Below are 25,229 nucleotides of genomic sequence, written 5' to 3' on the forward strand. Positions count from 1 at the left end.
GTATTCTTCTATTACCACAAACAGGGCGACTTAAGCGCGAAACATCTGTTTTTTCTAAAAAAAAAATGGGAAAACCTGGGCCAACCTCATTTTAAAAGTGCAAATGACCTGTGCCTTGTTCGATGCAAGTGCTTAACAGAAGCATTCAGACCTTCCGGTGCTCCTATTGTACCACACGAACAGAGGTTCACGTCAGCATTCTTTAATAAAAACAAATGCCAAATTGATGGCAATTTTAAGAGTCTGTACAATGCGAGATTCTTCATTCGATAACAACGAATAGCCCGGATGAACATATTAACCTTGTATACGTGACAGACAACCAAATGGTTCCACTCTGCAGGGATTTTCTTCAATCCAAACGCTCCTCTTCCGGCGTATCCGCTATTCCTAACAGCCTGCAACCTTCATTCGCGCATTCCCCCTTAAAACAGAATACCGGACAATTGTGTAAAGAAAATGGCAATATCGTCAGTCTCTCATGACCAAACAATCCCGTTTGGAACGTAACGTTGAAAGGGGCTCCGGCGACCCACACATCATTCCTATTTGGCTTCCCCGCAACTTATTCTTCCTTAGCTACCCATTGGAAAAATACTTTCTGTTCCCTTCCGCTTCGCCCCTGCAGACAAGGTCAGCCTATCCTGTTTCCCTCATTCGATATTGCCTCGGCTCCATTCTCTTCAGCTCTCCCCTAGGATTTGAACTGGTTAGGTTATCCATTCATCTGTAGGTGATCCGCAGGGAATGTTATGAAGGGGAAACCATTCTGCAAGGAGGGTTATGGGATGGCAAGAAGATCAAGGCGGCGCCGGAGTCCCGAAATGCAGCAGTTCATGACCGACGTCATGCGGGACGAAGGCTATCAAGTGGACCCGCAGAGACAGCAGGACGTCAAATATGAGGTGGCCAAGTCACTTGGTGTACCCCTTAAACCGGGCGACAACCGAGATCTGACCACCGAGCAGGCCGGTAAAGTCGGCGGTGCGATTGGCGGTTCCATGGTCCGGGAGATGGTTCGTATGGCGCAAGAGAGCCTCAGCAAGCAATAGAACGAGCCCCGTTTCTCGGAAATACGGTATGCCTTAAACAGCAAAACAGCTCCATGTCATAGATCCCTATGATCGTGGGGCTGTTTGTGTTATGCCTATATAATGATAACTAATATACAATGGCTTCAAAAAGTGAATGCGTCTGTAGTAAACCTGTCGTTGCCTAAACCTATTTATTCGCCCACCTTATCCCAAGGGGTCGGGCGGTCATAATACGTATCACACAATCTAAACTCGCTGTCCTTGAAGAAGCAACCGCGGTCCTCCATCGTATCGCGTACGGTCATTCTCGCCAGTTCCATCATGTTATGATCCAGGCTGAGATGGGCGAGATACGTTCGTTTGGTATCTCCCGTCAACAGCTCGCTTAAAGCATCGCCTGCCGAATTATTCGACAAATGCCCCATATCGCCGAGAATCCGACGTTTGGTATTCCACGGATAGCGTCCCATCCGGAGCATCTCGATATCATGATTGGCTTCCAGAACCAGGACATCCGATCCATCCAGTGCTTTCTTCACCTTATCGCTGACATAACCGAGGTCCGTGGCAACGCCCAGCTTCTCGTCACCGTCATAGAAGCAATAACCGACCGGTGCCGCAGCGTCATGGGATATTTCAAAAGGCTCCACCCGCAGCGTGCCAAAATCCTTGACCTCATGACTCTCCAGCACAATCCGGTTCTCTTCCGCAATCTTGCCCAGCGACTTGCTCATCGCATCCCACGTCTTCTCATTCGCATAGATCGGGAGATTGTATTTGCGTGCCACCGCGCCAAGCCCCCGGATATGATCCGAATGCTCATGCGTAACCAGGATCCCCTCGATTTCTTCCCCCATCATTTCGCGTTCCTTCAACAGCTCATCGATGCGCTTTGCACTTAAGCCCGCATCAATCAGCAGTGTCGTATCCTCATTGCGGACAATGGTTGCATTGCCCGTTGAGCCGCTCGACAGCACGGAAAATGAAATCCCCATAGTCTTGTTACTCCTTTGTCGTATCGCTTTTTGGCGTCAGCACGTCCCCGCTAATGCCTTGTACATAGATCATCTCGCCATGATCCAATGTAAACCGCCAGGTTGGCGCTGCTAACTGATCCTCCGTATTAAACAACTGTCCATAATAGCCAAGTTGAATATCTCTGACCGCCGAATCAGGCGGGATGAAGTTACGTTCAATGAGCGTTTCCAAAGCCTTGGACGCTGGCAGAACCTTTTGTTCCTCTGTATCGTCGGTTGGCATAATCTCAAACACTGGCTCCCGGTACGCATGGATCTTCTGGGATTCGTAAATAAACTCCAGTTCCACATTGAACAGCGGCCATTCCTTCTTCACCAGCGGCCGGAATACGATGATGTTCTCTTTATCCGACTGCGGATCATGGCGATAATTCCCGAGATCCGTGATCTTGCCTTCCAGCGCATTCCGCAATTCCTTCTCATCGGCATAAATCAGCTCCGTATCAATCGGCTGCTCCAAACCTACCGACTCTTCCTGCGCTTCCGCGCTGTAGATATAATTAATCTTGGGCAGCTGTGGCGTTTCCGTCGGAATCGGACTCAGCAATTGAATCCGATTCTCCTCAATCACCTGCTGAGTGCTCTCGGAAAGCGAGGTGAAATCCAGATTGGAGCCGACCTGCTCGCGGTAATCCATCCAGAGCTGATAGCCCAGCACCAGATTTAACAGCAAAAACGCGTAAATCAATACATTTTTGGCACGGCCCCAATCCATGATTTTCCCTCCCTGTCATTCAATTGCCATCTTCCTCATTTATTCGAGTGTGATAACCGACCCGTTCTGGAGCTTTAAGGCCCATACAGGCTTCAGCAGCAGCCCTTCTCCGGTCAACACCGGTAAATAGGCGGGATCCAGACCCATGACCACGTTCTTCTCCTCGATATAAGGCTTCAGCTTCGCTTTCAAGGCCTCGCCCCCTGTCAGCTTCACCATCTGTTTCTTCAAGGCAGCAGACTCAAGATATAACAGCGAGCGCTCATACGAGGTTACCGTTCCCTGCTGTAAATCCAATTCCATGACGCCATACTGGAAGCCTGGCGTATTCAGGATCGGGAATCCGCCATAGTACTGCTGGAATTTCACCAGCGTCCGATCCTCGGATTCACTCGCCTTAGCCAGCCTGTACGTGCCATTCCAGCCCCCATGCTGATTCACGAAATCGATGGCGGACAGCACATCCTTGCCGGGGCTGCTCTCACCGGATGGCGGCGCAGCCGGATCGGTATAACTGATCCATTTCTCCCCCTGGTCCACCTGCAGGCTCCGCTTACTGTCCGTATAAATCTCGGAGCCGTCTTTTTCCCGGATGTTGCGGGTGATGCTAGGGTCAAAGAACAGGCTTCGCTGCATTTGCTCTACCGTATATTCGCCAATCGGCAGTTCAATGCTGACCATATTCAGTTCCTTCTCCGGGGTATAATACCGACCATCCACCATCTTATACGGCGTCCAGCTCAGCCCGAAGTCCACCAGTTGATCCACGTCCTGTACGGTCAAATCCGCCTGCGCGGCTTCGTAGACGACGTCGCCCTCCGTACTGAAAAACATGACATGGATCTTCGCTTCGCCTTCCACGCTGTACAGCCATATTTTATTGATGCTTTCCCCTTCAAACAGGGTGTCCGGGACGATCTGCATCACTCTCTGGAGCAGGGTAACCGGAATGCCGGAATCAAAGCTCAGCTCAATGCCTCGATTCTCGGAGCGAACCTTGGCCCAGTCGATGTTGTTGACCATCCGCCGCTGGAAATTATCAAAGGTCCGTCCTTTAAGCCGGTTATACACAAGATTGTAGAACGTATCGTTCGGATAGAACACCGTATGTTTGTCTTCGCCTTGATGAATGATCATCTTGTCGGGAAAAAGCAGATTTTCGGGTTTTTCCTCCGGCCCCATTTCCTCGGTTCGGATATAGGCGTCCTTGGATTGCACAACCGAATCACTGCCCGGAAAACGGAAAATCAAAACGTAACTTTGCAGCAAACTGCCAACGACCAACACGACCAGCAGAACGGTCTTCAATCGTTCCTTCACGTTAACGCCCTCCCCTCATTGTCCAGGGGCAAGGTGAAGGTCACCGTGGTGCCTTTCTCCAGCTCGGATTGAAGCGTGATAAAACCTCCATGTGCCCTGACAATTTCCCGGGCAATGGACAGGCCGAGGCCCGTTCCGCCTAAATTGCGAGTCCGGGCCTTATCTACCCGGTAGAAGCGCTCGAAGATCCGGTCCAGGTCCTTCTTCGGAATGCCGATCCCGGTATCCTTTACCGATAAGGACAGCATGCCTTCCTCGGTTATGCTTGCATCCATGGTGATAGTGCCTCCGTCTGGCGTATATTTAAGGGCATTGGAGATCAGGTTATCGAGAACCTGATCAATGCCATCCCGGTCCAGCATAGCTGTCGATACGCCCGGTTTCACCTCAATAATGGTGCGGATATGCTTTTGCTTCATTTGGAAAGAGAATCGGTCCTCTACGTCCTCCAGCATCTCCACAATGTCCGTCGGTTCCTTATGCAGCGCAGCCTCCTTGGAATCAAGCCGTGACAGATGCAGCAGGTCCGTTACCAGCCGGATCATCCGGCCGGTCTCATTCTGGATGACACCGACAAATCGCGGCCCCATCTGTTTATCCTCCAGCGCCCCATCCTCCAGCGCCTCGGTATAACTCTTGATGGTTGTCAGCGGCGTGCGCAGCTCATGGGATACATTCGCCACGAACTCCCGCCGGGATGCTTCCAGCTTCTCCTGCTCCGTAACGTCTTGCAGGACCGCAATCGTACCGGTGATGCCAATCTCCCGCCGGTGAATCGGAGTAAAGGTCACACGCATCATGAACGGATCGCCGTCCTCCCGCGGGATTATTTCCAGCAGCTTGGAGTCATGGCCTTCACTGCGCGCCAGCGCCTCCGATTCCGACTCCTCAAGCCCCAGCAGGGACACGATATCGTGTCCTGCCAGCTCTTCCCCCTCCACGCCCAGCATCTCACTGGCGCGCCGATTCATCAGGATGACACGTCCTGCTTCATCGGTTGCGATGACGCCGTCGCTCATATTGGTCAGAATCGATGCAAGCTTCTCTTTCTCTTCTTCGTTCTGCGAGAGGGCTTCGCGCAGACGGCTGGTCATATAGTTGAACGCCTGGCTGAGCTGGCCGATCTCATCGCTGCCGAACACTGGCGTTTTCTCGGTAAACCGGCCGTCCGCGACGGCCCGGGCATGCTTCGTCAGCTCCTTGATCGGATGGGTGATCGTATGCGACAGAATGACGCCGAGCACCGCAGTCAAGCCGAGTGCGAGCAGAATGCCCGATATAAAAATATTGTTGATCCTCTGCATCGTGCTGTACAGCTCGCTCATGCTGGCTACAATGTAGATGGCACCAACGATTTTCTCGTTATACATGACGGGCTTGGCCACCACTTTTTTGCGGATATTATCATCATCAATAATGTATTCTTCATTATCCTGTATTCCCTGCAAGGCCCGGCTGACAACCGTCTGTGTATTCTTGGTGTTCACGTAGTCCGCTTGGGAGGGCAGCGAAGTCGTGAGAACCCGCCCCGTGGAATCCAGCACCTGAATCTCGGCTCCGTTCAGATTGAACAGATTGTTCACCATGACGCGCAGGCTCTCAATCGGGTCCTCCTCCGTATCATTCTCGCCGCCAAGGGTCTTGGCCGCCAGAACCGACATCAACTCTGCGCGCTCCTGCAAGTCCTTCGTGAAATTGCTGGTCAGCGAGTTCTTCATCGCACTCACAAAATACACCCCGATCAGCTGCATCGCGATCAGAATGAGAAGGACATAGATGATGATGACCTTCGCCTGAATGGTGCGGAAGAAGGACAGCCACTTCATTACAGGCCTCCGTTTTTAGCGCTGCGCATCAGGTAGCCCAGACCGCGCCGAGTCAGGATATATTCCGGCTTGCTCGGATTCTCTTCAATCTTCTCGCGAAGTCGGCGAATGGTAACATCCACGGTCCGCACATCGCCAAAGTATTCAAACCCCCATACCGCCTGCAGCAAATGTTCACGAGTCATCACTTTACCTGCATTACGGGCCAAATAATACACCAATTCATATTCGCGGTGCGTCAGGTCGAGCGCTTCTCCGCTTTTGTATACCATGTACATGTCGGTATCAATAAACAGCTCAAACAGCCGCAGGCCTTGTCCGCCTGCACTTGTGCCGCCTGTGTTATCCGCTGAGTTGTCGGGCTTTTGCTGACGGCGCAGATGCGCCTTCACGCGTGCCAGTATTTCTCTGGTGCTGAACGGCTTCGTCACGTAATCATCCGCGCCAAGCTCAAGTCCCAGCACCTTGTCAATCTCCCCGTCCTTTGCCGTCAGCATGATGATCGGGATCTGCAGGTTCGCGGCACGTACCTCGCGGCACACATCCATTCCGTCTTTTCCGGGCAGCATCAAATCAAGCAGCATTAAATCCGGCCGCTTCGTGAGTGCAATCTCTACCGCGCTAATGCCATCAAAAGCGCAGATGACCTCATAGCCCTCTTTTTCCAAGTTAAACTTTAAAATATCGGCGATGGGTTGTTCGTCATCCACCACCAGAATGGTTCCCTGCATCTTCCTGTTCACCTCATACCTTCACTTAAAGAGGATGTTCAAAAAGTCCCTCTTTGATCACGAAGTAGCACCGGTAGCCATTCGACATCGAATCTTGAATTCAGCCGGGCTTTCCGGTGCTCACGTACCCAAAACGTACGCTCCGCTCCTCAATCCCTAGCTTCATCCAACCTTCTCGGTGCTGAAAGTTTGACTTTTTGAACTCACACTTAAACGGTCTTCTTCCCATTTTACCACACCTGCCGCCGCTACACACCCACAGGTCCTAACAGATGACCCTATTCAGGGGGTGCCACATTGACGTTAATATGAATGAATAAGAGATTAGGCGTAAGAGAAAGAACTCCCTTCGCTTTAATGTGTGCGATAAGAGCGTGCTCTTTTAAAACCTTGCACACTGGTTGAAATTCATAACTTTTCTGGATTATGATGGAATGGGGTTGCCCTTTTAAAGGGAGTTTCGTCCGTTTTATTTACGTTACGATCAAGAGCTTAATCAAATAATTAACAGGGAGGGGTTATATGGAAAGTACAAATATCTTTATTAACTTTAGACCCATATATATTCTGTTTATCATCGTTCTAATCATCTCATTGCTCCTCATGATTCTTCGGAAGAATCGTCATACAATGATCAATGGTTTTACAATCGCAATAATTGCACTTATCAGTTTGGCAGTATCCGCTTATCTGACCTATCAAATAGGTATTCTTTCGGATGAATTAGGAATCGGTGGTGACGCTGTTTCCTTTATGATGTTTATTGTAGTAGCAGTACTGTCGTTGGTTAATCTTCTAGTCTACGCCTCCAAAAGAGAATAATACTTCTTGATGCCCCACCCACACCGCCTCCAACGGCCGCCCCGATTCAGGGGGCGGCCACTCCCTGCGCGGCTTAGCTGGAGTGCCGGGGATGGAATCGACAGATAAGGGAATACCTTCGTCTGCAGCAAGTGGTGTCATTCGGAGAGCGGCAGCGATCGCCTTTGAATTCGGAAAATCTCATCTTAAGCTACATTCCAATTTTCCGAATTCAACAGCGACGGAGAAGGACAGCACTTGCGCCTCCACTGCAGACTATTTCCCGTTCTGCCCCACCCACACCACCGCCTCCTCAACGGCCGCCCCGATTCAGGGGGCGGCCACCCGCTTCGCTGCTTGGCCAAAATACAGGGATGGAATCGACAGATAAGGGAAAATATCTTGGAAGACGCCTTTGGGAGCCCTTTGTTCCCTCATTAAATTCAATTCAGACAAAGGGCGGACAACAGCGGCTGGAAAGATATTTCCCGTTCTGTCCCACATCCCCATCGCCAAGACGCAAAGATGGCCGCCCCCGTTAAGGAGCGGCCATCTTCACTATTATGATATATGAACCAATAATGGCTTATGTCGCATTGGTTTACCTAGTATAACACAGAACTACAGATAATTCATCGGATTTTGGGCAACTCCATTTTTTTGCACTTCGAAATGGAGATGAGTTCCAGTAGAACGGCCCGTATTGCCCATGACGCCCAGCTTGGAGCCTTGTCCAACCGATTGTCCGTTGCTCACGGAAATCTTGCTCATATGCCCATACAGGGTGCGATATCCATTGCCATGATCGACAATGACGACGTTGCCGTAACCGCTCTGCTGACCGGCGAAGACCACTCTTCCCGAGGCCGCTGCCATAATCGTGCTGCCGCCAACCAGATCGACGCCCTCATGGCTTCTTCCCCAGCGATGACCGTAGGGGCTCGTAATCCGCGCGCCGCTGACCGGCCATGCGAACATGCTGCCGCCGGATTTCTGGGTCACCGTTACTGCTTTTTTCTTAGGCGTTACCTTGGTGCCTTTGTACACCACTTCCGGCAGCGATTCCTGAACCACCTGTTGGCCCGTCCATTGCTTGGAGATAACCTGCCCGTTCTCTTTGGTTACGATATAATCCACGGTTTTGACGCCATCCCGTCCGGGACGAACGACCTTTCGTTTCCCAAGTGGAAGCTCGCTGCTCTTGCGGACAATCGTTTCCGGCTTGCTTGGCTGCTTCTCCGACACCGTCTCTACCGTTCTTACCGTCAGCGGCGCTTCCGGCTTCGTTACTTGCAGCTCGGCCCCGATCTGAACGTATTTCTCCTCCAGCCCGGGATTCAGCGCCATAACGTCAGCAGACTTCATACCGAAATGCTGTGCGATGGAAGAGATCGTATCCCCCTCTTTCACCGTGTACACCACCGGCTTGTCCTTCGTGCCCGTAAGCACCTTCACCGCTTCCTCCACGTCCAGCACCTTGTTCGGGTCAGCCTTCGTGTTGGCCAGCGAGATGTTCTCTTTAATGTCCACGGACTGGAGCCCGCTTCCGTCACCGCTCTTCTTGCTCGATGCCGATGCCGACGTCTTCGTGAAAGCGACCCTCTGCGTCTTCTCCTTCTGGGCAGCCGCCGGAGCGAACTTCAGCTTGGCTGCTTCGACGGCAGCCTTGGCCGTCTGCTGATCTTTCACGATCGCCACCGTCTTGCCGTTCACCTTCAGCTCCACGCCGCGGGCATATGCCTTCAGCAGGTTATCCAGCTTATGGAGTGTCTCCTCGCTGTTCACCTCCGGTTTATAGGAACGGTCAGCTTTGGTTGTAATGCCGTCGGTATTGAGCACCATAAGTACATCTGGGTACTCTTTTTGATATTCCTTCTGCTTCTCTTTAAGCAGCTGATCAAGCTGGGCATCATCTTGAATGGTGCCAATCGCTTTTCCATCTACATACACATGATAGAACGGAATCGTATTTGCGTTCACATACGCTTTTCCGCCCGTATATATCGATCCTGCTATGAGCAATGCCCCTGCCGAAATCCAAATCCACCTGCGCGGCGAAGTCCATCCCCGTTTTTGTGGATTCGACGGCTCCGAGGGCTCACGATTCGAGTTGTTGTTGTGGGCAGAATGATCGGCTGCTTGCTTACGCAAGATGCTATCCATCCACCGTTTCCCCTTAGAACCTTTCATGTCTCTCTCCTTTAAGCCTTGTTCATATGTAAGAATCTGTTCATTTGAACTTGCTGACTTAGCATTGAATATGACACAACCTGTCAAAAGGTATCAAAATTTTAACCTTTTCGATCTTCGTATACTTTAACATAGCCTTTACAATCATTTCAAGTTTACGAAAACAGCGAAAAACCCGCGTCCAGCGCGGGTTTCCTCATTTTTCCCAATATATAACCATAGCAAGTCAGTGACAAAACAGTGACAGAACAGGCCTGAACGCCATCATACCGTTATTCTTTGAGCATGGTGATCAGTTTATCGAATTCCTCTGCATTCAAATATTTGGATATGCCCTGCTCGATGTCCGCAAGTTCCGCTGCGGTCAGTCCGTCCTCCATCGCCTCGGAGATCTTCTGCATTTCCGATTGGGGCAGCTTATTCATCAGCATGGTAAAAATCTCTTCCTTCTCCTGTGTTGGCAAACTGTCCTTCCGATCGACAATTTCTCCTGGTGTCATGACAATCTCTTGATCTTCCAGGGAGGACTCGTCAGGCAACTCTGTCGTGTTCGTGCCCATCACCGGCAAGGAATTATCCGGTGCCTCTTCATCTGCTGGTGACTCATCCGTCGTTCCCGCCGGGTTCGAATTCGCCTCGTTGTCCTCTTGTGCCCCTCCATTACCATCCGAGCCGGCCCCCGGTGCCTCTTCATCGGACGCGGCATCCTTATCTTCTGCTTGGTTGTTATCCTTTGCGGCGTTCACGCTGTCGACATCCGACTTTGTACCGGAGCCCATACCGAACATCGACTTCACAATACCTCCAACCCCCATCGGCTCCGTCTCCAGCTGAATGTTAAAACTGGACAACACCGATTGAATATAGGCATTGACCACGATGCCTGTTGTCACAATCGTGAGCGTGCTCACCAGGATGGCGGTCAGGCTGATTTTCAGCAGCCATTTCGTCCACTTCATACGAATTTCCTCCTATCTCATGCATGGTGAAATGACATGACAATAATTTCTTTCTTTTTCCAGTATTGACGGTTCGAAATCGCTTCAATCCCTTTTCCCTCTTTTTTTCTACTTCCATCTGATATATTTCATGATTCGGTTGGTTTTAGGCCACACTACTCCCGTGCTATAGAGAGTACAATCGACCGCATACGGGAATTTATGATACATATATAGTCAATCGGAACTGCATATGAAGGAGGTCAATCTAGCAATGATTCATATATTAATCGCGGATGACGACGCGCATATTCGGGAACTGCTGCAATATCATCTTCAAACCGAAGGATACACGGTGTTTACTGCTGCTGATGGGGAAGAAGCTTCTGCTCGCTTGGCAGAGGAACAAGTTCATCTGGCTGTCGTGGATGTTATGATGCCGAACAAGGACGGTTATCAGCTCTGCGACGAAATCCGGCGTTACTATGATGTTCCCGTCATTCTGCTGACGGCCAAGGATCAGCTCGTGGATAAGGAAAAGGGATATGCCGTTGGCACGGATGACTACTTAACCAAACCATTTGAACCAAGAGAGCTGCTGTTTCGAATCAAGGCGCTTTTGCGGCGGTATCAGATGGTCAGCGCGGACAAGATCCGTCTGAACGAAACCACCATTGACCGCAAAAGCTACGAAGTCCAAGGACACGGGAAGGTACTGATGCTGCCGATGAAGGAATTTGAGCTGCTCTCCCAGCTTGCGAGTTATCCGGACCGGACGTTCTCCCGCGAGGAGCTGATTCAGCTCATCTGGGGAACGGATTTTGACGGAGATGACCGGACCGTTGACGTCCATATCAAACGGCTGCGGGAACGCTTCGCGGACCGAAGTGGCGATTTCCAGATACGAACCATCCGGGGCATAGGGTATAAATTGGAGGCGGCGCCGCAGTGAGAACCCTCTATTCGCGCATCGTCCTCACCACCATCGCCATCATGGTGATCAGCAGCTTGATTGCTTTTGTGCTGTCTAATCTGTACTACCAATACAATCTCAAGCCCTTTAATGACCAGAAGGTCACCACCATGGCCAAGGATATCGGAGACTTCTATGACAGCCACCCGGAGATGGACATCCACGATTATCTCCATCACATCGGACAGCTCGGTTACCAATTCTATTTGGTGAACGATCAAGGCAGGGAGTGGTTCTATGGCGGCATGTTCCGTGAACGGGACCTCTTGCCCGAAACGGTGCGGCAAGTGCTGAACGGGAAGGTGTACCATGGCATCGCGGAGTTTCCGTCGGAGCTGTTCATTACCGGCTTTTTCGACAATGTGCTAAGCAACTCCATTGGCATTCCCTTACAGGTCGACGGCAGCCCGCACGCACTCTTCATCAGGCCCGATATTACCGTCCAGTTCGGGGAGATGCGCATCTTCTTCTCGATCATCATGGCCATTGCCATCCTGCTGAGCATCCTGCTTGTTGGCATCATTACGCGTTATATCGTGAAACCGATTGTAAAGTTAACCGAGGCTACCCAGAGCGTAGCGCAGGGTCAATATAACATTGAGCTGAATGTCACCCGGCGGGATGAGCTGGGACAGCTCGCGGAACATTTTTCCCAGATGGCCAAAGGACTAGCGCAATTGGAACAGATGCGCCAGGAGTTTGTATCCAATGTGTCGCATGAAATCCAGTCACCGCTTGCCTCCATTCAGGGCTTCTCGCAGACGCTGCAAACCAAGCGCTTGTCCGAGGAACAGCAGCAGCATTACTTATCGATCATTGAGGCGGAGAGCCGCCGGATGTCCCAGCTCAGCAAACAGCTGCTTATGCTGGCGTCCCTGGATAAGGAAGAGAACCTTCTGGATAAGTCCACTTTCGATGTGGCCGAGCAAATCAAGCAGGTGCTGTTCCACACCGAATGGAGCTGGCGCAGCAAAGATTTGACCATCGATATGTCGCTTCCGTCAACCTATGTCTACGGTGATCAGCAGCTGCTGCATCAGGTATGGACGAATCTTATCACCAACAGCATTAAATTCACCGCGCCTGAGGGTGTCATCTCGTTACGCGTTATCGAACAAAACAATAATCAATGCAGCGTCGAAATCTCCGATACGGGCATTGGCATCCCACAAGAGCATCTCCCCCACATCTTCAACCGGTTTTACCGTGTGGATGAGGCTCGTGACCGCTCCGAGGGCAGCAGCGGATTGGGTTTATCCATTACCCGGAGGATTGTGGAGCTGCATGGCGGACGTATTGAAGTCACGAGTCAGCCTGGAAAAGGAACGACCTTCAAGGTTATCCTCCCCATCGTGTAATAAAGTCTTATCTCAAGTTCATGCTCTGTTCATATTCCATTCCTATACTTGGGGCATATCCCGCAAAGATATATACAAGGGATACTACGCTGCTTTATTACTTGAATGGAGATGAAAAAATATGTTTCTTGCACTGCGCGAACTTCGACATGCGAAGCTGCGCTATCTGCTGATTGGCTTCATTATGGTACTGGTTGCCTGGCTCGTCCTGTTCGTAACGGGATTGGCCCAGGGACTCTCGTCCGATAACGCCTCTTCCATACAAAATATGAAGGCGGACTATCTGGTGCTTCAAGAAGAATCCGATCACCGGATCAATCGTTCCATTCTTACCGAGGAGATCCGGACTGAAGTGCAGAGCCACCCAGGTGGGAACAAGTCTACCCCGCTGGGGGTACACATGAACACGTTGACCAAAGAAGGCTCCACGGCGAAATTCGATGCGGCTTTTTTTGCCATCGATGTGGAGAGCATGTTGGCTCCCAAGGTTGTTGAAGGTACCATGATTAACAATACGGATTCGGACCATGTCATGGCCGACCGCTCCCTGAAGGACGACGGGTACCGGCTGGGCGACCGGATCGTGGATCAGGCTACAGGCGCCACGTTTACGATTGCTGCATTTACGGAGGGACAATCCTTCAGTCATGCGCCGGTTATTCATATGAATTTTGAAGGGTGGAAAGCTCTTCAGCCAAGGAGTGCGAAGCAAGAGCCCATCTATAGTGCAATTGCTTTGAATGGCAATCCGGAACAAAAAGAAGCCTTGGCCCGGGACGTATCCGGCATCGAGATTATCACGAAAGACGAAGCCCTGCAGGGGATTCCCGGTTTTCAAGAGGAACAGGGTTCTCTCGTCATGATGATTGTGTTCTTGTTTGTGATCGCGGCCTTCGTGCTCGCCGTGTTCTTCTACGTCATCACGATTCAAAAAATAAATCAGTTCGGCGTCCTGAAGGCCATTGGAGCTGGAACCGGCTATTTGGTGAGGAATCTGATCTTTCAAGTCCTTACCCTTACCATCGTCAGTCTTGCAATCAGCATTGGCCTGACTTATGGAGTATCGCTCCTGTTGTCCGGTATCGTGCCGTTTTCATTACCCCCTTCGGTTGTCATGCTCTGTTCATTGATATTCCTGGCGGTATCCCTGATGGGATCGCTATTGTCGCTTTATCGCGTCATCAAGATCGATGCAATCGAAGCTATCGGGAGGGCTGTATAATGAAATCATCCAAGCTGTTATTGGATCAGGTAAGCAAAGAATTCGGCGATGGGGATACAACAGTTAACGTGCTCGACAACATATCACTGGATATTAAAAGCGGGGAATTTGTCGCGGTTGTCGGACCTTCCGGCTCCGGCAAAAGCACCTTTCTCTCCATTGCAGGGGCACTTCTATCCCCTACCCGCGGAAGAATATGGATGGGTGATCAGGAGGTTACAAGGCTATCCGCCAAAAAATTGAATGCACTGCGGCTGAACCATATCGGATTTGTCTTTCAATCCTCCAATCTGATTCCTTATCTGGCTGTCCGCGATCAGCTCCTCTTGATTGCCAAGCTGGCAGGACAGCACGGCCAGGAGCCGCAGCAGCGAGCGGATGATCTGCTTCATCGGCTGGGCTTATCGCACCGCAGGTTTCATTACCCTGAGAGCTTATCAGGCGGCGAACGGCAGCGTGTTGCCATTGCCCGGGCATGGATGAACAATCCGGAGCTCATTCTGGCAGACGAGCCAACCGCAAGTCTGGATTCGGAGCGCGGCCGAACCGTTGTTCAAATGCTCGCCGATGAGGTTAAGCTGCGCCAGAAAGCCGCCGTCATGGTCACGCATGACAAGCGCATGCTCGATCTATGTGATCGGATCATCTATATCGAGGATGGCAAGTTATCCGAACAGCGATCTCCCACTCTGCTATAGAATGAAAAAACCGGATTCATCCTAGCAACCTGTAGATGAATCCGGTTTTTATTATGCTGGATCGTGTACCTCTCCAGCTCTCAAGAAGGCCATACGCCTCATTGGATTCGTATGGCTTCTGTCCCCCCTACGTTGATCTGACTGCATATACCCGCTGCCTTTAGCCCCAATTCCAAAATATCAGCGTGCTGTCCTCTATGTCTCTCTCCATTATAGGGTGGATGGGCCATCGACTAAGGGATAATATTCTTCAAATGGAGGGACAAATTCTTCCACCTTTAGGGTATCAATGTTATCTCATGATACGTTCTGATCTCCACCTTCTTTTTCTTTATCAAAAAGAAAACCTGCCGACAATATCATCGGCAGGTTCATAGACTTATCTAATCGTTGAACTTCTAGTCTCTCTATTCTTGGTCCAACTCTGATTTATTTCTCGTAAATCGGAAGCACTTGATTCGTCTGCTCCCGGTTGCGGCCAACAGAGAAGATGGCAATCGGAATGCCGGTCAGCTCGGATACGCGCTCGACATAGCGACGGGTGTTCTCCGGCAGATCCTCCAGCGTTTTTGCTCCGGTAATGTCTTCGTTCCAGCCTGGCAGCTCTTCATAGATTGCTTCGCATTCAGCAAGCATTTTCAAGCTGGCCGGGTAGTGCGTAATCTCCTCACCGCGGAATTTATATGCGGTACAGATTTTAACGGTCTCAAGACCGCTCAGCACATCCAGCGAGTTCAGGGACAAGCCGGTAATTCCGCTTACGCGGCGGGCATGGCGTACAACTACGCTATCGAACCAGCCTACGCGGCGAGCACGTCCGGTTACCGTGCCGTACTCATGTCCTTTTTCGCGAATGTACTCACCGATTTCATTGTCCAGCTCCGTCGGGAAAGGTCCATCCCCTACACGCGTCGTGTAGGATTTAGCCACACCGATCACCTGCTGAATCTTCGATGGTCCTACACCGGAACCGATACATACACCGCCGGCAGAAGGATTCGAGGAGGTTACGAACGGATACGTACCTTGGTCGATGTCCAGCATGACGCCCTGCGCGCCTTCGAACAATACTTTTTGATTCTCATCAATCGCATCGTTCAGGACGACGGAAGTGTCACGCACATATTTACGAATAATTTCGGCATACTCCAGGTATTGCGTCAGAATCTCTTCAACATCGAGCGCTTCCCCGCCATATACCTGGGTAATCACTTGGTTCTTCTCCTTCACCATATGGCGAAGCCTCAGCTCGAACTCATCCGCATCCATCAGATCTGCGATCCGGATGCCGTTACGTGCCGCTTTATCCATGTAGCAAGGGCCAATTCCCTTGCGGGTCGTACCGATTTTGTTCGGACCTTTGCGGTCCTCTTCCAGAGCATCCAATACCATATGATAAGGCATGATAACATGAGCACGATCACTGATTACCAGATTATCCGTGCTGAACCCGTTATCATGAATATAATTAATCTCTTCAATAAGTGCAGCCGGGTTAACGACCATACCGTTTCCGATCACACAGGTTTTATTTTTATAGAATACTCCGGATGGAATCAAGCTAAGCTTGAATTTTTTACCGTCAATCAGAATGGTGTGGCCGGCATTGTTGCCGCCTTGGTAACGGGCTACCACGTCAGCGCTTTCCGCCAAATAATCCGTGATTTTCCCTTTCCCTTCATCTCCCCATTGTGTTCCCACAACGACTACCGTTGACATATTCATTCCTCCGCCCGGGCTGTTACACCCTTAATATTTCGCGAAACACTGATGAAATAACCTCTACATGATGATTAAAATTCAACCCCACTGCACTAAAGCAGCAATACCAGTGTAACAGTCCCCATTTTTAAAGTCAAATACAAAAACGAACAATCGCACATCAGTGTGTACGATTGTTCGGAATTAGGACGAGATTATCGAATGATTGTTGCATTATTCGGGGAACCGCCATAAGAAATGCCCTTAACTTACAGCCAGCGGCAGGTATCTGCCTGATCTTTCGAACTTTGTTAAAGAAGCCTCGTATTTCGTTAAGACACCATAGAATCGCGGCTAATCTGTATCGTCGTCATCCAGCAGCGAAGGCGTCGGCATGCGTTCGCTCGTAATTGACGAATTTATTAAAGTTCTTCAAGAAGACCAGTTCCACCGTACCTACAGGACCATTACGCTGTTTGGCAATGATGATCTCGATGATGTTCTTCTTCTCGGTTTCCTGATTGTAATAATCATCCCGGTATAAGAACGCAACGATATCGGCATCCTGCTCGATCGAACCGGATTCCCGAAGGTCACTCATCATCGGACGCTTATCCTGACGCTGCTCCACGCCCCGGCTGAGCTGTGACAGCGCAATAACCGGCACTTCGAGCTCACGGGCGATTTGTTTAAGCGTACGCGAGATCTCGGATACCTCCTGCTGCCGGTTCTCCCCGGCCTTGCCGCGTCCATGAATGAGCTGGAGGTAATCGATCAGGATCATCCCGAGCCCCTTCTCCTTCTTCAGCCGACGACACTTCGCACGAATATCGGCAACCGTTACGCCCGGTGTATCATCAATGTAGATCTCGGCTTCCGACAGAGCGGCAATGCCCATCGTAAGCTTGGACCAATCCTCATCACCTTTGAAATCCCCGTTACGCATGACGCCGGCATCCAGGTTAGCCTCAGCACAGATCATACGCTGTACGAGCTGCGGCGCCGACATCTCCAGACTGAAGATAGCTACGGTTTCCTTGGCACGAATCGCCACGTTCTGGGCAATATTCAAGGCAAATGCGGTTTTACCTACGGAAGGACGGGCAGCTACGATGATCAAGTCGTTGCGCTGGAATCCGCTTGTCATTTTGTCCAAGTCCACAAAACCCGATGGAATTCCCGTTGTATTCCCCCGGTTCTGATGGAGAACCTCCACCTTCTCGAACACTTCCATCAGCACATCGCGGATCGCAATAAATCCGCTGCCTGTGCGTCGATTGGAAATTTCGAGAATGCGGCGCTCCGCCTCGCTGAGCATACCGGATACATCTTCCCCTCCGGTATATCCTTCACTGACAATTTGTGTTGCGGTTCGAATCAACCGCCGCAGCATCGATTTCTCTTCGATGATCTGGGCGTAATAATCCACGTTCGCAGCCGTCGGGACCGCATGAGCCAGCTTGGCTAAATAGCTGACGCCTCCGACCTCTTCCAGCTGCCCTTTATCTTGCAGGAGAGATGTAAGGGTCACCAGATCGATCGGTTGATTGCCTTCCCCGAGCTGCACCATAACTTCATAGATCATCTGATGCGTTTTGTCGTAGAAGTCCTCGGCCTGCACCCGCTCCATCGCTGTAATCAGCGCTTCACTTTGCAGCAGAATGGCACCCAGCACCGCCTGCTCTGCCTCAAGGTTCTGCGGGGGGACCCGATCGAAATAGAGTTCTCCTCCCATATTACTCCTCCGTAATTTGAACCTTGAGCGTCGCCTTGACGTCAGGGTGCAGCTTCACCGGAATCTGGGTAACACCCAGACTGCGGATCGGATCGCTAAGTTCAATTTTGCGTTTGTCGATTTTGATCTTCTGTCCTGCCAGAGCTTCAGCAATTTGTTTGCTGGTGATGGCCCCGAACAAACGGCCGCCCTCTCCAGCTTTAGCTTTCAGGACAACCGTCATCTCTTCCAGCTTTTTGCCGAGCGCCTGCGCCTCTTCCTTCTCCTGAGCCTTGCGCTTCTCCTCGGAAGCCTGCTGCTGCTCCAGCGTCTTCATGTTGCCGTCTGTTGCCGGACGAGCGACTCCCCGCGGAATCAGGAAGTTCGTTGCGTATCCTTCCGAAACTTCCTTCACTTCGCCTTTCTTGCCTTGACCCTTCATATCTTTTATGAAAATGACTTTCATTCAAATAACCCCTCTTTCGCTTCGATGTCCTTCAGCACTTCCATCAACTTCTCCTCGGCTTTCTCAGGCGTCGTATCCAGTTGTACTGCGGCGTTCGTTAAATGTCCGCCTCCCCCGAGACGTTCCATAATCATCTGAACATTCATCTTGCCCATAGAGCGGGCGCTAATGCCAATCTTGCCGTCTGTGCGTTCGCTAATAACAAACGATGCCTGCACATCCGTCATATTCAGCAGCATATCCGCTACTTGAGCGATCAATAGCTGCGGCATAGGCTCCCCGCTCTTCGATACCGCAATGGCGATATGGTCATATACCATTTTAGCATGTTTCACGATTTCTGCCTTCGCTATAAATTCTGTCAGATCTTCCTTGAGCACCCGCTGAATCATCATCGTATCGGCTCCGTGACGCCGCAGGAAACCGGCAGCCTCAAACGTTCTCGATCCCGTGTGGAGGGCAAAATGCTTGGTGTCCACCGTGATCCCCGCCAATAAGGCCGTCGCCTCAACCGGCGTAAGGGATACCCGTTCGTGAATATACTGCAGCACCTCCGTAACCAGCTCGCAGGTTGAAGAGGCATAAGGTTCAAGATAGATCAGCACTGCATCGTTAATAAACTCTTCCCCGCGCCGATGATGATCCATCACAACGACCCGGCTTGCACGATGAACCAGCCGCGGCTCCATCGTCATGGAGGCTTTATGCGTATCAACAACAACGAGCAGTGTATGCTCTGTCATCATCTGCATCGCTTGTTCGGTGGAGATGAATCGGTTCATCAAGGCTTCGTCCTTCCGGACCTCTTCCATAAGCCTCGAAATGGACGGATTCATTCCCTCCATCACGATATAAGCCTCCACTTTATACATCTGGGCTGCTTTCAGCACGCCGATTGCAGCGCCGACCACGTCCATATCCGGCAGCTTATGGCCCATAATGATCACTTTGTCGCTCTCCTGCATCAAATCACGCAGCGCATGGGAGATGACGCGTGCTCTTACGCGCGTTCGTTTCTCCACGGCATTGGATTTACCGCCATAGAAGGAGAGCCTCTGACCTGCTTTGACAGCCGCCTGATCTCCGCCGCGGCCCAGCGCCATATCCAAACTGGATTGGGCCAGCTGCCCCAGCTCCGTGATGTCGTCTGAACCGAAGGCAAGACCAACGCTTAGCGTTAACGGTACCTTCAGATCCGCCGTCATCTCCCGGACCTCATCCAAGATGAGAAAACGGCTGTTCTCCAGCGCATCGAGCGACCTGTGGTTCAGCATCATCAAATAGCGGTCTGAGGAAAGTCTCCGCAAATAGACGTTAAATTCACGCGCCCAATCGGTGATCTCACTGGTTACCTTTGCAATCAATGCCGTCCGCTGTTGATCATCCATCCCCTGCGAGGCCTCATCGATGTTATCCATCATGATAATGCCCAAGGCCAATCGCTCATCCTCATACCGCTGCCTCAGCACGGCCAGCTCGGTAATCTCATCCAGATAGATCAGACGCTCATCCGGAATGACCGTTGCTCCATAGAACTTATCCTCGTGGGAGATCTCCAGACGAATTTCTTTCGGCAGCTTCTCCTTGTTATCCTTCTTCTCTTGAGCTTCCCTTATCGCGACAACCAATTGGGGAAACAACTCCTGTAAGGATACGCCGACCAACGACTGATGCGGAAACATATTGACCACGAATTGGTTATGCCACTCCACTGTCTTGTCCTCGCTGTACAGCACAATGCCAAATGGCAGCACGCTGACCGCTTCGCCCTCGACCCGCTGAATTCGAAATGACAGATCTCCAATGTAATCCACCAGTTCGCGGCGGAATTTCATCTCCGTCTTCAGCATCGCATAGCCGCCTACCACCGCAAGCAGCAGCCCGACCAGCCCCAGAATGGTATTGTAGAACGACAGAAAAATAACAAGCAGAAGCACCAGCGCAAACGCCCAGACGGTATGATAGCCGTGCCAGCGCTTCTGCAGAAATTTAGGCATGACTCATCACCCTATCTTTTGGTTTTACTAAACGCCTGACGAAGTGGGAACGCCAAGTCCAGGATTCCGATAATCATAGCCGGCGGGAACAGCACAATCGGTATAGCCGTCAGAAGCGGTACAATCGGATGCCACTTCCGTTCGTGAGCGAGATAGTAGAAGAACCCCAGCGCTTGGATCATGAAGCAGATCTGCAGCAAAGGCGTGGCGTTTGCCACAATCATCTTCAAGAAGGTATTGTCCGAATTGACGGTTGCCATGTTGATGAAGAAAATGAGCAAGTAGTACCAGATCAGGGAACGCGGCAGCATCCATTCTCTAGCCGGCTTCAGCCGCGGCACGGACAAGCCCATGCTGTAGAGTGTAGGACGAGCCAAAGCATGGGTTACCACCGTCATAAGGAACGAGCTGATAATCATCGCAAATGGAACCAGGCGCATCGTTTGATCTTTAATGAACTGTGTATCGAGTTCGGTGCCAAGGAACTGCCCTCCCAGACCTCCTTCTACACCCATCTCAGTGAGCGGAGCGGTCGTCATCTTCACAATCTCATCCACATACTCCGACAAATTTAATTGGAAGAAGGCTGTGCTGATCATGAGCAGAAGGAGCATTTCCACCAGCATGACAGCCATGCCGTACTTCAATACCTGCATGGCTGCCTTCCGCTTCCGGTACAAATACCCCATGACAATTCCCGGAACGGCAAAATAGATCGCAAATAACACATAAATGGGATGAATCAGAAGCGCGATCAGCCATACCGGCACCACATGCATGATAAATGATTTTGTATTCAAAGCCGTAAACAGAATCGCAACCGGCAGAACTAACAAGAAAGCCGTTACGATCGAAAAGGGTGTGAGTAGTGATAGCAGCAGAAGCAAATAAATAACGCTCCATACCGCCGTAGTCCAGCGCAGTTTCAATATGTTCACCTCTTACGCAAATGTTCTTCGAGCGCGGAAATATCCTGGTACCAATCTTCCAGCTGATGTCCTTCCTGCTTATGCTTTTTCAATTTCTCTAACAAGAGATCATCCAAATCCCGATAGGTCAAGCCGAGCCTTCGGCCCAGTATGTATGAGCTCATCATCAGGCTTACCAAACTGTCTCCAACCTTTGTAGTGCTGCCTTCCCATAGAGCTTTGAATAACCGGGATACATTGTCAATTACTTCGGTTTTGAGCCATTCAATCACTTTGGCGCGTTTAGCTACATCCAAGTCCTTCGGCATATTTGGCATATCCATCTCTCCCTGAAAACAGCTTTATTCTCCATTATAGCATAAAAAAAAGCCGCCCACACAAAGGCCCAGTGTACCCTGTCATCCTTAGTCCCAGTAGGCAAACGATAACCCACCTTCTCTTTGTACTCCAATCGGACCCCGGTTATTCCTCCCTGCGCTTTCGCTGCTGCCTCGCTTCTATAAAAATAGGGCGTGTTATCCACATTGTGATCGTGGTCCCACGCCCTTGATTATTTTACAAGCCTACTTGATTATGATGCACCGTGGGACTCCACCGTCTCCTTGGAGACAAATCGTTCACAGTACTCAATAATGAGGCTTCTGCGTACAATGCCGATAAAGCGGTTCATATCGTCCACCACAGGCACAAAGTTCTGCACCTTGGCCAGATTAATCAGATCCTCCATCCGGGCGTCAATCGACACCGGCTTGATGTCCATACGAAAAGGAACATCCTTCAACAAAAATTTCGAAGCGTTCTCAAAAGTGATTTTGCCTTCTGAATTCTTCATGTGCCACAACAGATCACCTTCCGTGACAGTCCCTGCGTACTGGCCGTTCTTATCCAGTACGGGCACAGCTGTATATCGGTGAAACTCCATCCGTTCCAGCGTCTGCCTGAGCGTAGAATCCAGTGTTAAACAGATCACTTCCTGCTTCGGTAATAGAAAAAAAGCGATATTCATAATGCATTATCCTCCTTATGACTCCAACTTCTGAAGTCATGTTAAGTAACCTTCCTGATTTAAAGCCTAGGTATGCAGGTTACTCCTTCCCCTATCCATACTCATACATACGTTAACTTCGTCGTTCTGATTCCTTGTATAGGGCACAAAATCAGCAGCCATCCGACTGCTGATTGAGATGAAGCAACGTACTATGACATCATCCGGGTGTACCGGTGTTTATTTATTTCAACTTTTGCTTCTCAGCATCTTTGGGCTGCAGCAGCTGGTCAGCCGGTGTATCCGGGTTCATCCAGCTGTCAATTAAATCCCGGGCTTCCTGCACGTCTTCCATGTCAGGTTCGTTGTAATAGACGCCGCCAATTTTCATGCCTTCCCCCATGATCGTATAGCTGGTCATATCCACTTTGCCCCCGGTTAGCATCTGCTTTGCCAGGTCAATAATGAACTTAGGCTGCATATCGGTCTGGAAATTATCTCCCATGATCTCAATCAATTCAGGCACTTTGCCGATCTGATCAAGCTTCATCACCCGCTTGGCCGCTACGTCCAAAAACACTTGCTGTCTCTTCGCACGATTAAAGTCGCTATCCTCCCGATAACGGACATAATTCAAAGCTTCCTCCCCGTTATAAATCGGTTTGTTGGCTTCAATCGTGAATTTCTCATGGTCTCTGCCTTTATTGACGATATCCTTGCCGATCGGCAGCTCAACGCCCCCAATGGCGTCAACAACATCCTTCAAGCCCTGAAAATTAATGGAAGCATAATAATCAAGCTCTTCTTCGAAAAATGCCTCCATCGTATCTTTGGCCATTTGATGACCGCCAAATGCAAACGCGTGGTTAATCTTGTCTTTCTTATCCTTACCGATAATATCGACATACGTGTCCCTTGGAACCGAAATTAAGAGCACTTTGGACTCCATGGGGCGTACAACCGCATAGATCAGTGTGTCCGAACGCGCAGGTTCATCCTCCCGCTGGTCACTCCCGAGCAGCATAACCGAGAACGGTTCGCTCTGGAGTACGACAGGTTCGGGTGTCTTGTCGCTCTGGAGCGGTTTATACGATTTCTGTAATGATTCCTCTACATCCTTTGCCATGAACAGATCAAATGCTACAACCGCAAGCTGCGTTCTGAACAGAAACGCGGTTGAGCCAAGCAGTATGACCAAAGCGAGAGTAATATATATTGATTTCCTCTTCATGAGTTCAATTCCTTCTTTATTATAAAATAAATTAATGGATAAGTCAGATCGTTAAAGGTCCTTGCTTGCACCCCAAGCTACTTGGCTCACCCTCCTTCCTTATTAAACGGGAACTCCTCCCGTTGACTCACTTCATATCAGCAGGCCAGTTTCACACATCATCTATTGTAAACCAGATTATTGTCAAATGTGAACCCTTCACGGGCAGTTCTATAAATCTACCAAATCTTCATCGATCCGCGAAACAGGTCTCTTATCACGCGTAACAGCGGCTGAGACTCCCGAATATTGAAACCAGTCATCCAGCCGCTCTCTCCATGTTAACGTTTTAGCGAATCCGTAGTCAAACAACTTGCGTGTCTCTTCAAATCTTGCTTCTTTGGACTCGGTACCCATGACTACGGCAACAAGCCGACTGCCTTGTTTCTCCGCGGTACCCGTGAAACAGTATCCTGCATTCACCGTGTACCCTGCCTTTAATCCATCGGTGCCTTCATAGGAATAAGGGCCCCCTAGCGAGGGCAGCATCCAATTGGTGTTGCTTAAATATAAATTCCGTCCACTTATCTTCGTTTGAGTCTTGCTGGAGGTGCTTAGAATATCGGGGTGGCTTCGAATCAAATGCGCAGCCAGTTTGGCCGTATCCTCTGCGGTCATCACCGTTTCTTCATCTATTGACCAGGCTTGATCGTTGGCTGTGTCTCGCTCGACTCCCGACGCGTTTACGAATCGTGTCGCGCTGGATAAACCAATCTCTTTGGCCTTGGCATTCATCTTCCGGACAAACGCTTCCTCGGAGCCCGCAAAATGCTCGGCAAGTGCTACGGCAGCATCATTCGCCGAATACACCGTTATGCTCTGGAACAATTCGCGCACCGTCAAAATTTCACCCGATTTCAGGGCAATCTTAACCCCTCTGACGTCCGCTGCGAGATCGCTTATTATGACTTCATCGTCCCAGGTTCTCTTCCCGGTTTTGATATCATCCAGAATAACCAACTCGGTCATCAATTTGGACATGCTTGCAGGCGGTAAGGGGATATCGCCATTTTTGCTAAGCAAAATACGCCCGGTGTTTAAATCCATTAAGACAACCGCTCGCGCGTCCACCTTCGGTTTAAACCCCGCTCGTTCTATATTTCCTATGACAACCGCCCCAATCGGGACGATCATTAACAACAACATGACCAACCAAAGCCACCGTTTTTTCATAGAATTAGCCCTCCATAGTTATAGACGGTTGAAAGGGGCATTTGGTCTGCTTTTTTTTGAATTTCCTATCTAGAAATTTTTGTAAACAAAACGAATGTGCCCGGAAAACGAAAAAGACCTCCAACCGTCCGCAGACGATAGGAAGTCCTTC

General features: G+C 50.4%; 23 protein-coding genes. 7 read left to right on the forward strand and 16 right to left on the reverse strand.

What is annotated here, in order from left to right; genetic code table 11:
• The first annotated feature begins 788 nt into the window (after positions 1–788).
• Positions 789–1,052, forward strand: a complete 264-nt coding sequence (locus PLA01S_RS14065) for an alpha/beta-type small acid-soluble spore protein (protein ID WP_174819215.1) — start codon at positions 789–791, stop codon at positions 1,050–1,052.
• A gap of 173 nt (positions 1,053–1,225) precedes the next feature.
• On the opposite strand, the gene PLA01S_RS14070 is transcribed toward PLA01S_RS14065, so the two are convergent.
• The 5 genes from PLA01S_RS14070 to yycF are packed head-to-tail and all read right to left on the reverse strand — an operon-like array spanning position 1,226 to position 6,663.
• On the reverse strand, positions 1,226–2,029 hold the full coding sequence (locus tag PLA01S_RS14070; RefSeq protein ID WP_127592752.1) for an MBL fold metallo-hydrolase: 804 nt from the start codon (positions 2,027–2,029) through the stop codon (positions 1,226–1,228).
• 7 nt (positions 2,030–2,036) lie between these two features.
• Entirely contained in the window at positions 2,037–2,786 is a 750-nt protein-coding gene (gene yycI / locus PLA01S_RS14075) for a two-component system regulatory protein YycI (RefSeq protein WP_127592753.1), read from the reverse strand.
• A 39-nt stretch (positions 2,787–2,825) separates the two neighbouring features.
• Positions 2,826–4,106 carry a YycH family regulatory protein gene (locus PLA01S_RS14080; RefSeq protein WP_127592754.1) on the reverse strand — a complete coding sequence of 427 codons (1,281 nt, stop codon included), beginning with the start codon at positions 4,104–4,106 and terminating at the stop codon, positions 2,826–2,828.
• Positions 4,103–5,932 carry a cell wall metabolism sensor histidine kinase WalK gene (gene walK, locus PLA01S_RS14085; protein WP_127592755.1) on the reverse strand — a complete coding sequence of 610 codons (1,830 nt, stop codon included), beginning with the start codon at positions 5,930–5,932 and terminating at the stop codon, positions 4,103–4,105. Before walK ends, PLA01S_RS14080 begins: the two co-directional genes overlap by 4 nt.
• Positions 5,932–6,663, reverse strand: a complete 732-nt coding sequence (yycF, locus tag PLA01S_RS14090) for a response regulator YycF (RefSeq protein ID WP_071219355.1) — start codon at positions 6,661–6,663, stop codon at positions 5,932–5,934. The genes walK and yycF overlap by 1 nt, the downstream gene beginning before the upstream one ends.
• Positions 6,664–7,185: 522 nt before the next feature.
• On the opposite strand from yycF, the gene PLA01S_RS14095 reads away from it, so the two are divergent.
• Positions 7,186–7,485, forward strand: coding sequence for a hypothetical protein (locus PLA01S_RS14095; protein ID WP_127592756.1), 300 nt, complete (start codon positions 7,186–7,188; stop codon positions 7,483–7,485).
• A 91-nt stretch (positions 7,486–7,576) separates the two neighbouring features.
• Positions 7,577–7,855 (forward strand): hypothetical protein, encoded by a 279-nt coding sequence (locus PLA01S_RS14100; protein WP_127592757.1) that lies wholly within the window; start codon positions 7,577–7,579, stop codon positions 7,853–7,855.
• Between the two features lie 230 nt (positions 7,856–8,085).
• On the opposite strand, the gene PLA01S_RS14105 is transcribed toward PLA01S_RS14100, so the two are convergent.
• Both PLA01S_RS14105 and PLA01S_RS14110 read right to left on the reverse strand, forming a co-directional pair.
• The gene (locus tag PLA01S_RS14105; protein ID WP_127592758.1) at positions 8,086–9,654 is read right to left on the reverse strand and encodes a peptidoglycan DD-metalloendopeptidase family protein; all 1,569 of its coding nucleotides are present in this window, start codon (positions 9,652–9,654) and stop codon (positions 8,086–8,088) included.
• Positions 9,655–9,926: 272 nt separating this feature from the next.
• Positions 9,927–10,613 (reverse strand): hypothetical protein, encoded by a 687-nt coding sequence (locus tag PLA01S_RS14110; RefSeq protein WP_127592759.1) that lies wholly within the window; start codon positions 10,611–10,613, stop codon positions 9,927–9,929.
• A gap of 253 nt (positions 10,614–10,866) precedes the next feature.
• On the opposite strand from PLA01S_RS14110, the gene PLA01S_RS14115 reads away from it, so the two are divergent.
• The 4 genes from PLA01S_RS14115 (at position 10,867) to PLA01S_RS14130 (ending at position 14,843) form a co-directional block, all read left to right on the forward strand.
• Positions 10,867–11,544 carry a response regulator transcription factor gene (locus PLA01S_RS14115; protein WP_127592760.1) on the forward strand — a complete coding sequence of 226 codons (678 nt, stop codon included), beginning with the start codon at positions 10,867–10,869 and terminating at the stop codon, positions 11,542–11,544.
• Positions 11,541–12,923, forward strand: coding sequence for a sensor histidine kinase (locus tag PLA01S_RS14120; protein WP_127592761.1), 1,383 nt, complete (start codon positions 11,541–11,543; stop codon positions 12,921–12,923). The genes PLA01S_RS14115 and PLA01S_RS14120 overlap by 4 nt, the downstream gene beginning before the upstream one ends.
• Before the next feature lie 121 nt (positions 12,924–13,044).
• Entirely contained in the window at positions 13,045–14,145 is a 1,101-nt protein-coding gene (locus tag PLA01S_RS14125; RefSeq protein ID WP_127592762.1) for an ABC transporter permease, read from the forward strand.
• A complete protein-coding gene (locus PLA01S_RS14130; RefSeq protein ID WP_127592763.1) occupies positions 14,145–14,843 on the forward strand; it encodes an ABC transporter ATP-binding protein in 699 nt (232 codons plus the stop codon). The genes PLA01S_RS14125 and PLA01S_RS14130 overlap by 1 nt, the downstream gene beginning before the upstream one ends.
• A 429-nt stretch (positions 14,844–15,272) precedes the next feature.
• Here PLA01S_RS14130 and PLA01S_RS14135 read toward each other — a convergent pair whose 3' ends face one another.
• The 9 genes from PLA01S_RS14135 to PLA01S_RS14175 form a co-directional block, all read right to left on the reverse strand.
• Positions 15,273–16,562 carry an adenylosuccinate synthase gene (locus tag PLA01S_RS14135; RefSeq protein ID WP_127592764.1) on the reverse strand — a complete coding sequence of 430 codons (1,290 nt, stop codon included), beginning with the start codon at positions 16,560–16,562 and terminating at the stop codon, positions 15,273–15,275.
• Positions 16,563–16,914: 352 nt separating this feature from the next.
• Positions 16,915–18,279, reverse strand: a complete 1,365-nt coding sequence (dnaB, locus tag PLA01S_RS14140; protein ID WP_071219350.1) for a replicative DNA helicase — start codon at positions 18,277–18,279, stop codon at positions 16,915–16,917.
• 1 nt (position 18,280) lies between these two features.
• Entirely contained in the window at positions 18,281–18,724 is a 444-nt protein-coding gene (rplI, locus tag PLA01S_RS14145) for a 50S ribosomal protein L9 (RefSeq protein WP_071219349.1), read from the reverse strand.
• Positions 18,721–20,721, reverse strand: coding sequence for a DHH family phosphoesterase (locus tag PLA01S_RS14150; RefSeq protein WP_100541316.1), 2,001 nt, complete (start codon positions 20,719–20,721; stop codon positions 18,721–18,723). The genes rplI and PLA01S_RS14150 overlap by 4 nt, the downstream gene beginning before the upstream one ends.
• An 11-nt stretch (positions 20,722–20,732) precedes the next feature.
• Positions 20,733–21,650, reverse strand: coding sequence for a DUF2232 domain-containing protein (locus PLA01S_RS14155; RefSeq protein WP_127592765.1), 918 nt, complete (start codon positions 21,648–21,650; stop codon positions 20,733–20,735).
• 5 nt (positions 21,651–21,655) lie between these two features.
• Positions 21,656–21,958: a MazG-like family protein gene (locus tag PLA01S_RS14160; RefSeq protein ID WP_174819218.1), complete on the reverse strand. Its 303-nt coding sequence runs from the start codon at positions 21,956–21,958 to the stop codon at positions 21,656–21,658.
• 263 nt (positions 21,959–22,221) lie between these two features.
• Positions 22,222–22,656 (reverse strand): CBS domain-containing protein, encoded by a 435-nt coding sequence (locus PLA01S_RS14165; RefSeq protein WP_100541318.1) that lies wholly within the window; start codon positions 22,654–22,656, stop codon positions 22,222–22,224.
• 223 nt (positions 22,657–22,879) lie between these two features.
• On the reverse strand, positions 22,880–23,866 hold the full coding sequence (locus tag PLA01S_RS14170) for an LCP family protein (RefSeq protein ID WP_127592766.1): 987 nt from the start codon (positions 23,864–23,866) through the stop codon (positions 22,880–22,882).
• Between the two features lie 210 nt (positions 23,867–24,076).
• Positions 24,077–25,078, reverse strand: coding sequence for a D-alanyl-D-alanine carboxypeptidase family protein (locus PLA01S_RS14175; protein ID WP_127592767.1), 1,002 nt, complete (start codon positions 25,076–25,078; stop codon positions 24,077–24,079).
• Positions 25,079–25,229: the final 151 nt, after the last annotated feature.

Source organism: Paenibacillus lautus NBRC 15380 (assembly GCF_004000945.1).
In the GTDB taxonomy this organism is placed as follows: Bacteria; Bacillota; Bacilli; order Paenibacillales; family Paenibacillaceae; genus Paenibacillus_AQ; species Paenibacillus_AQ lautus.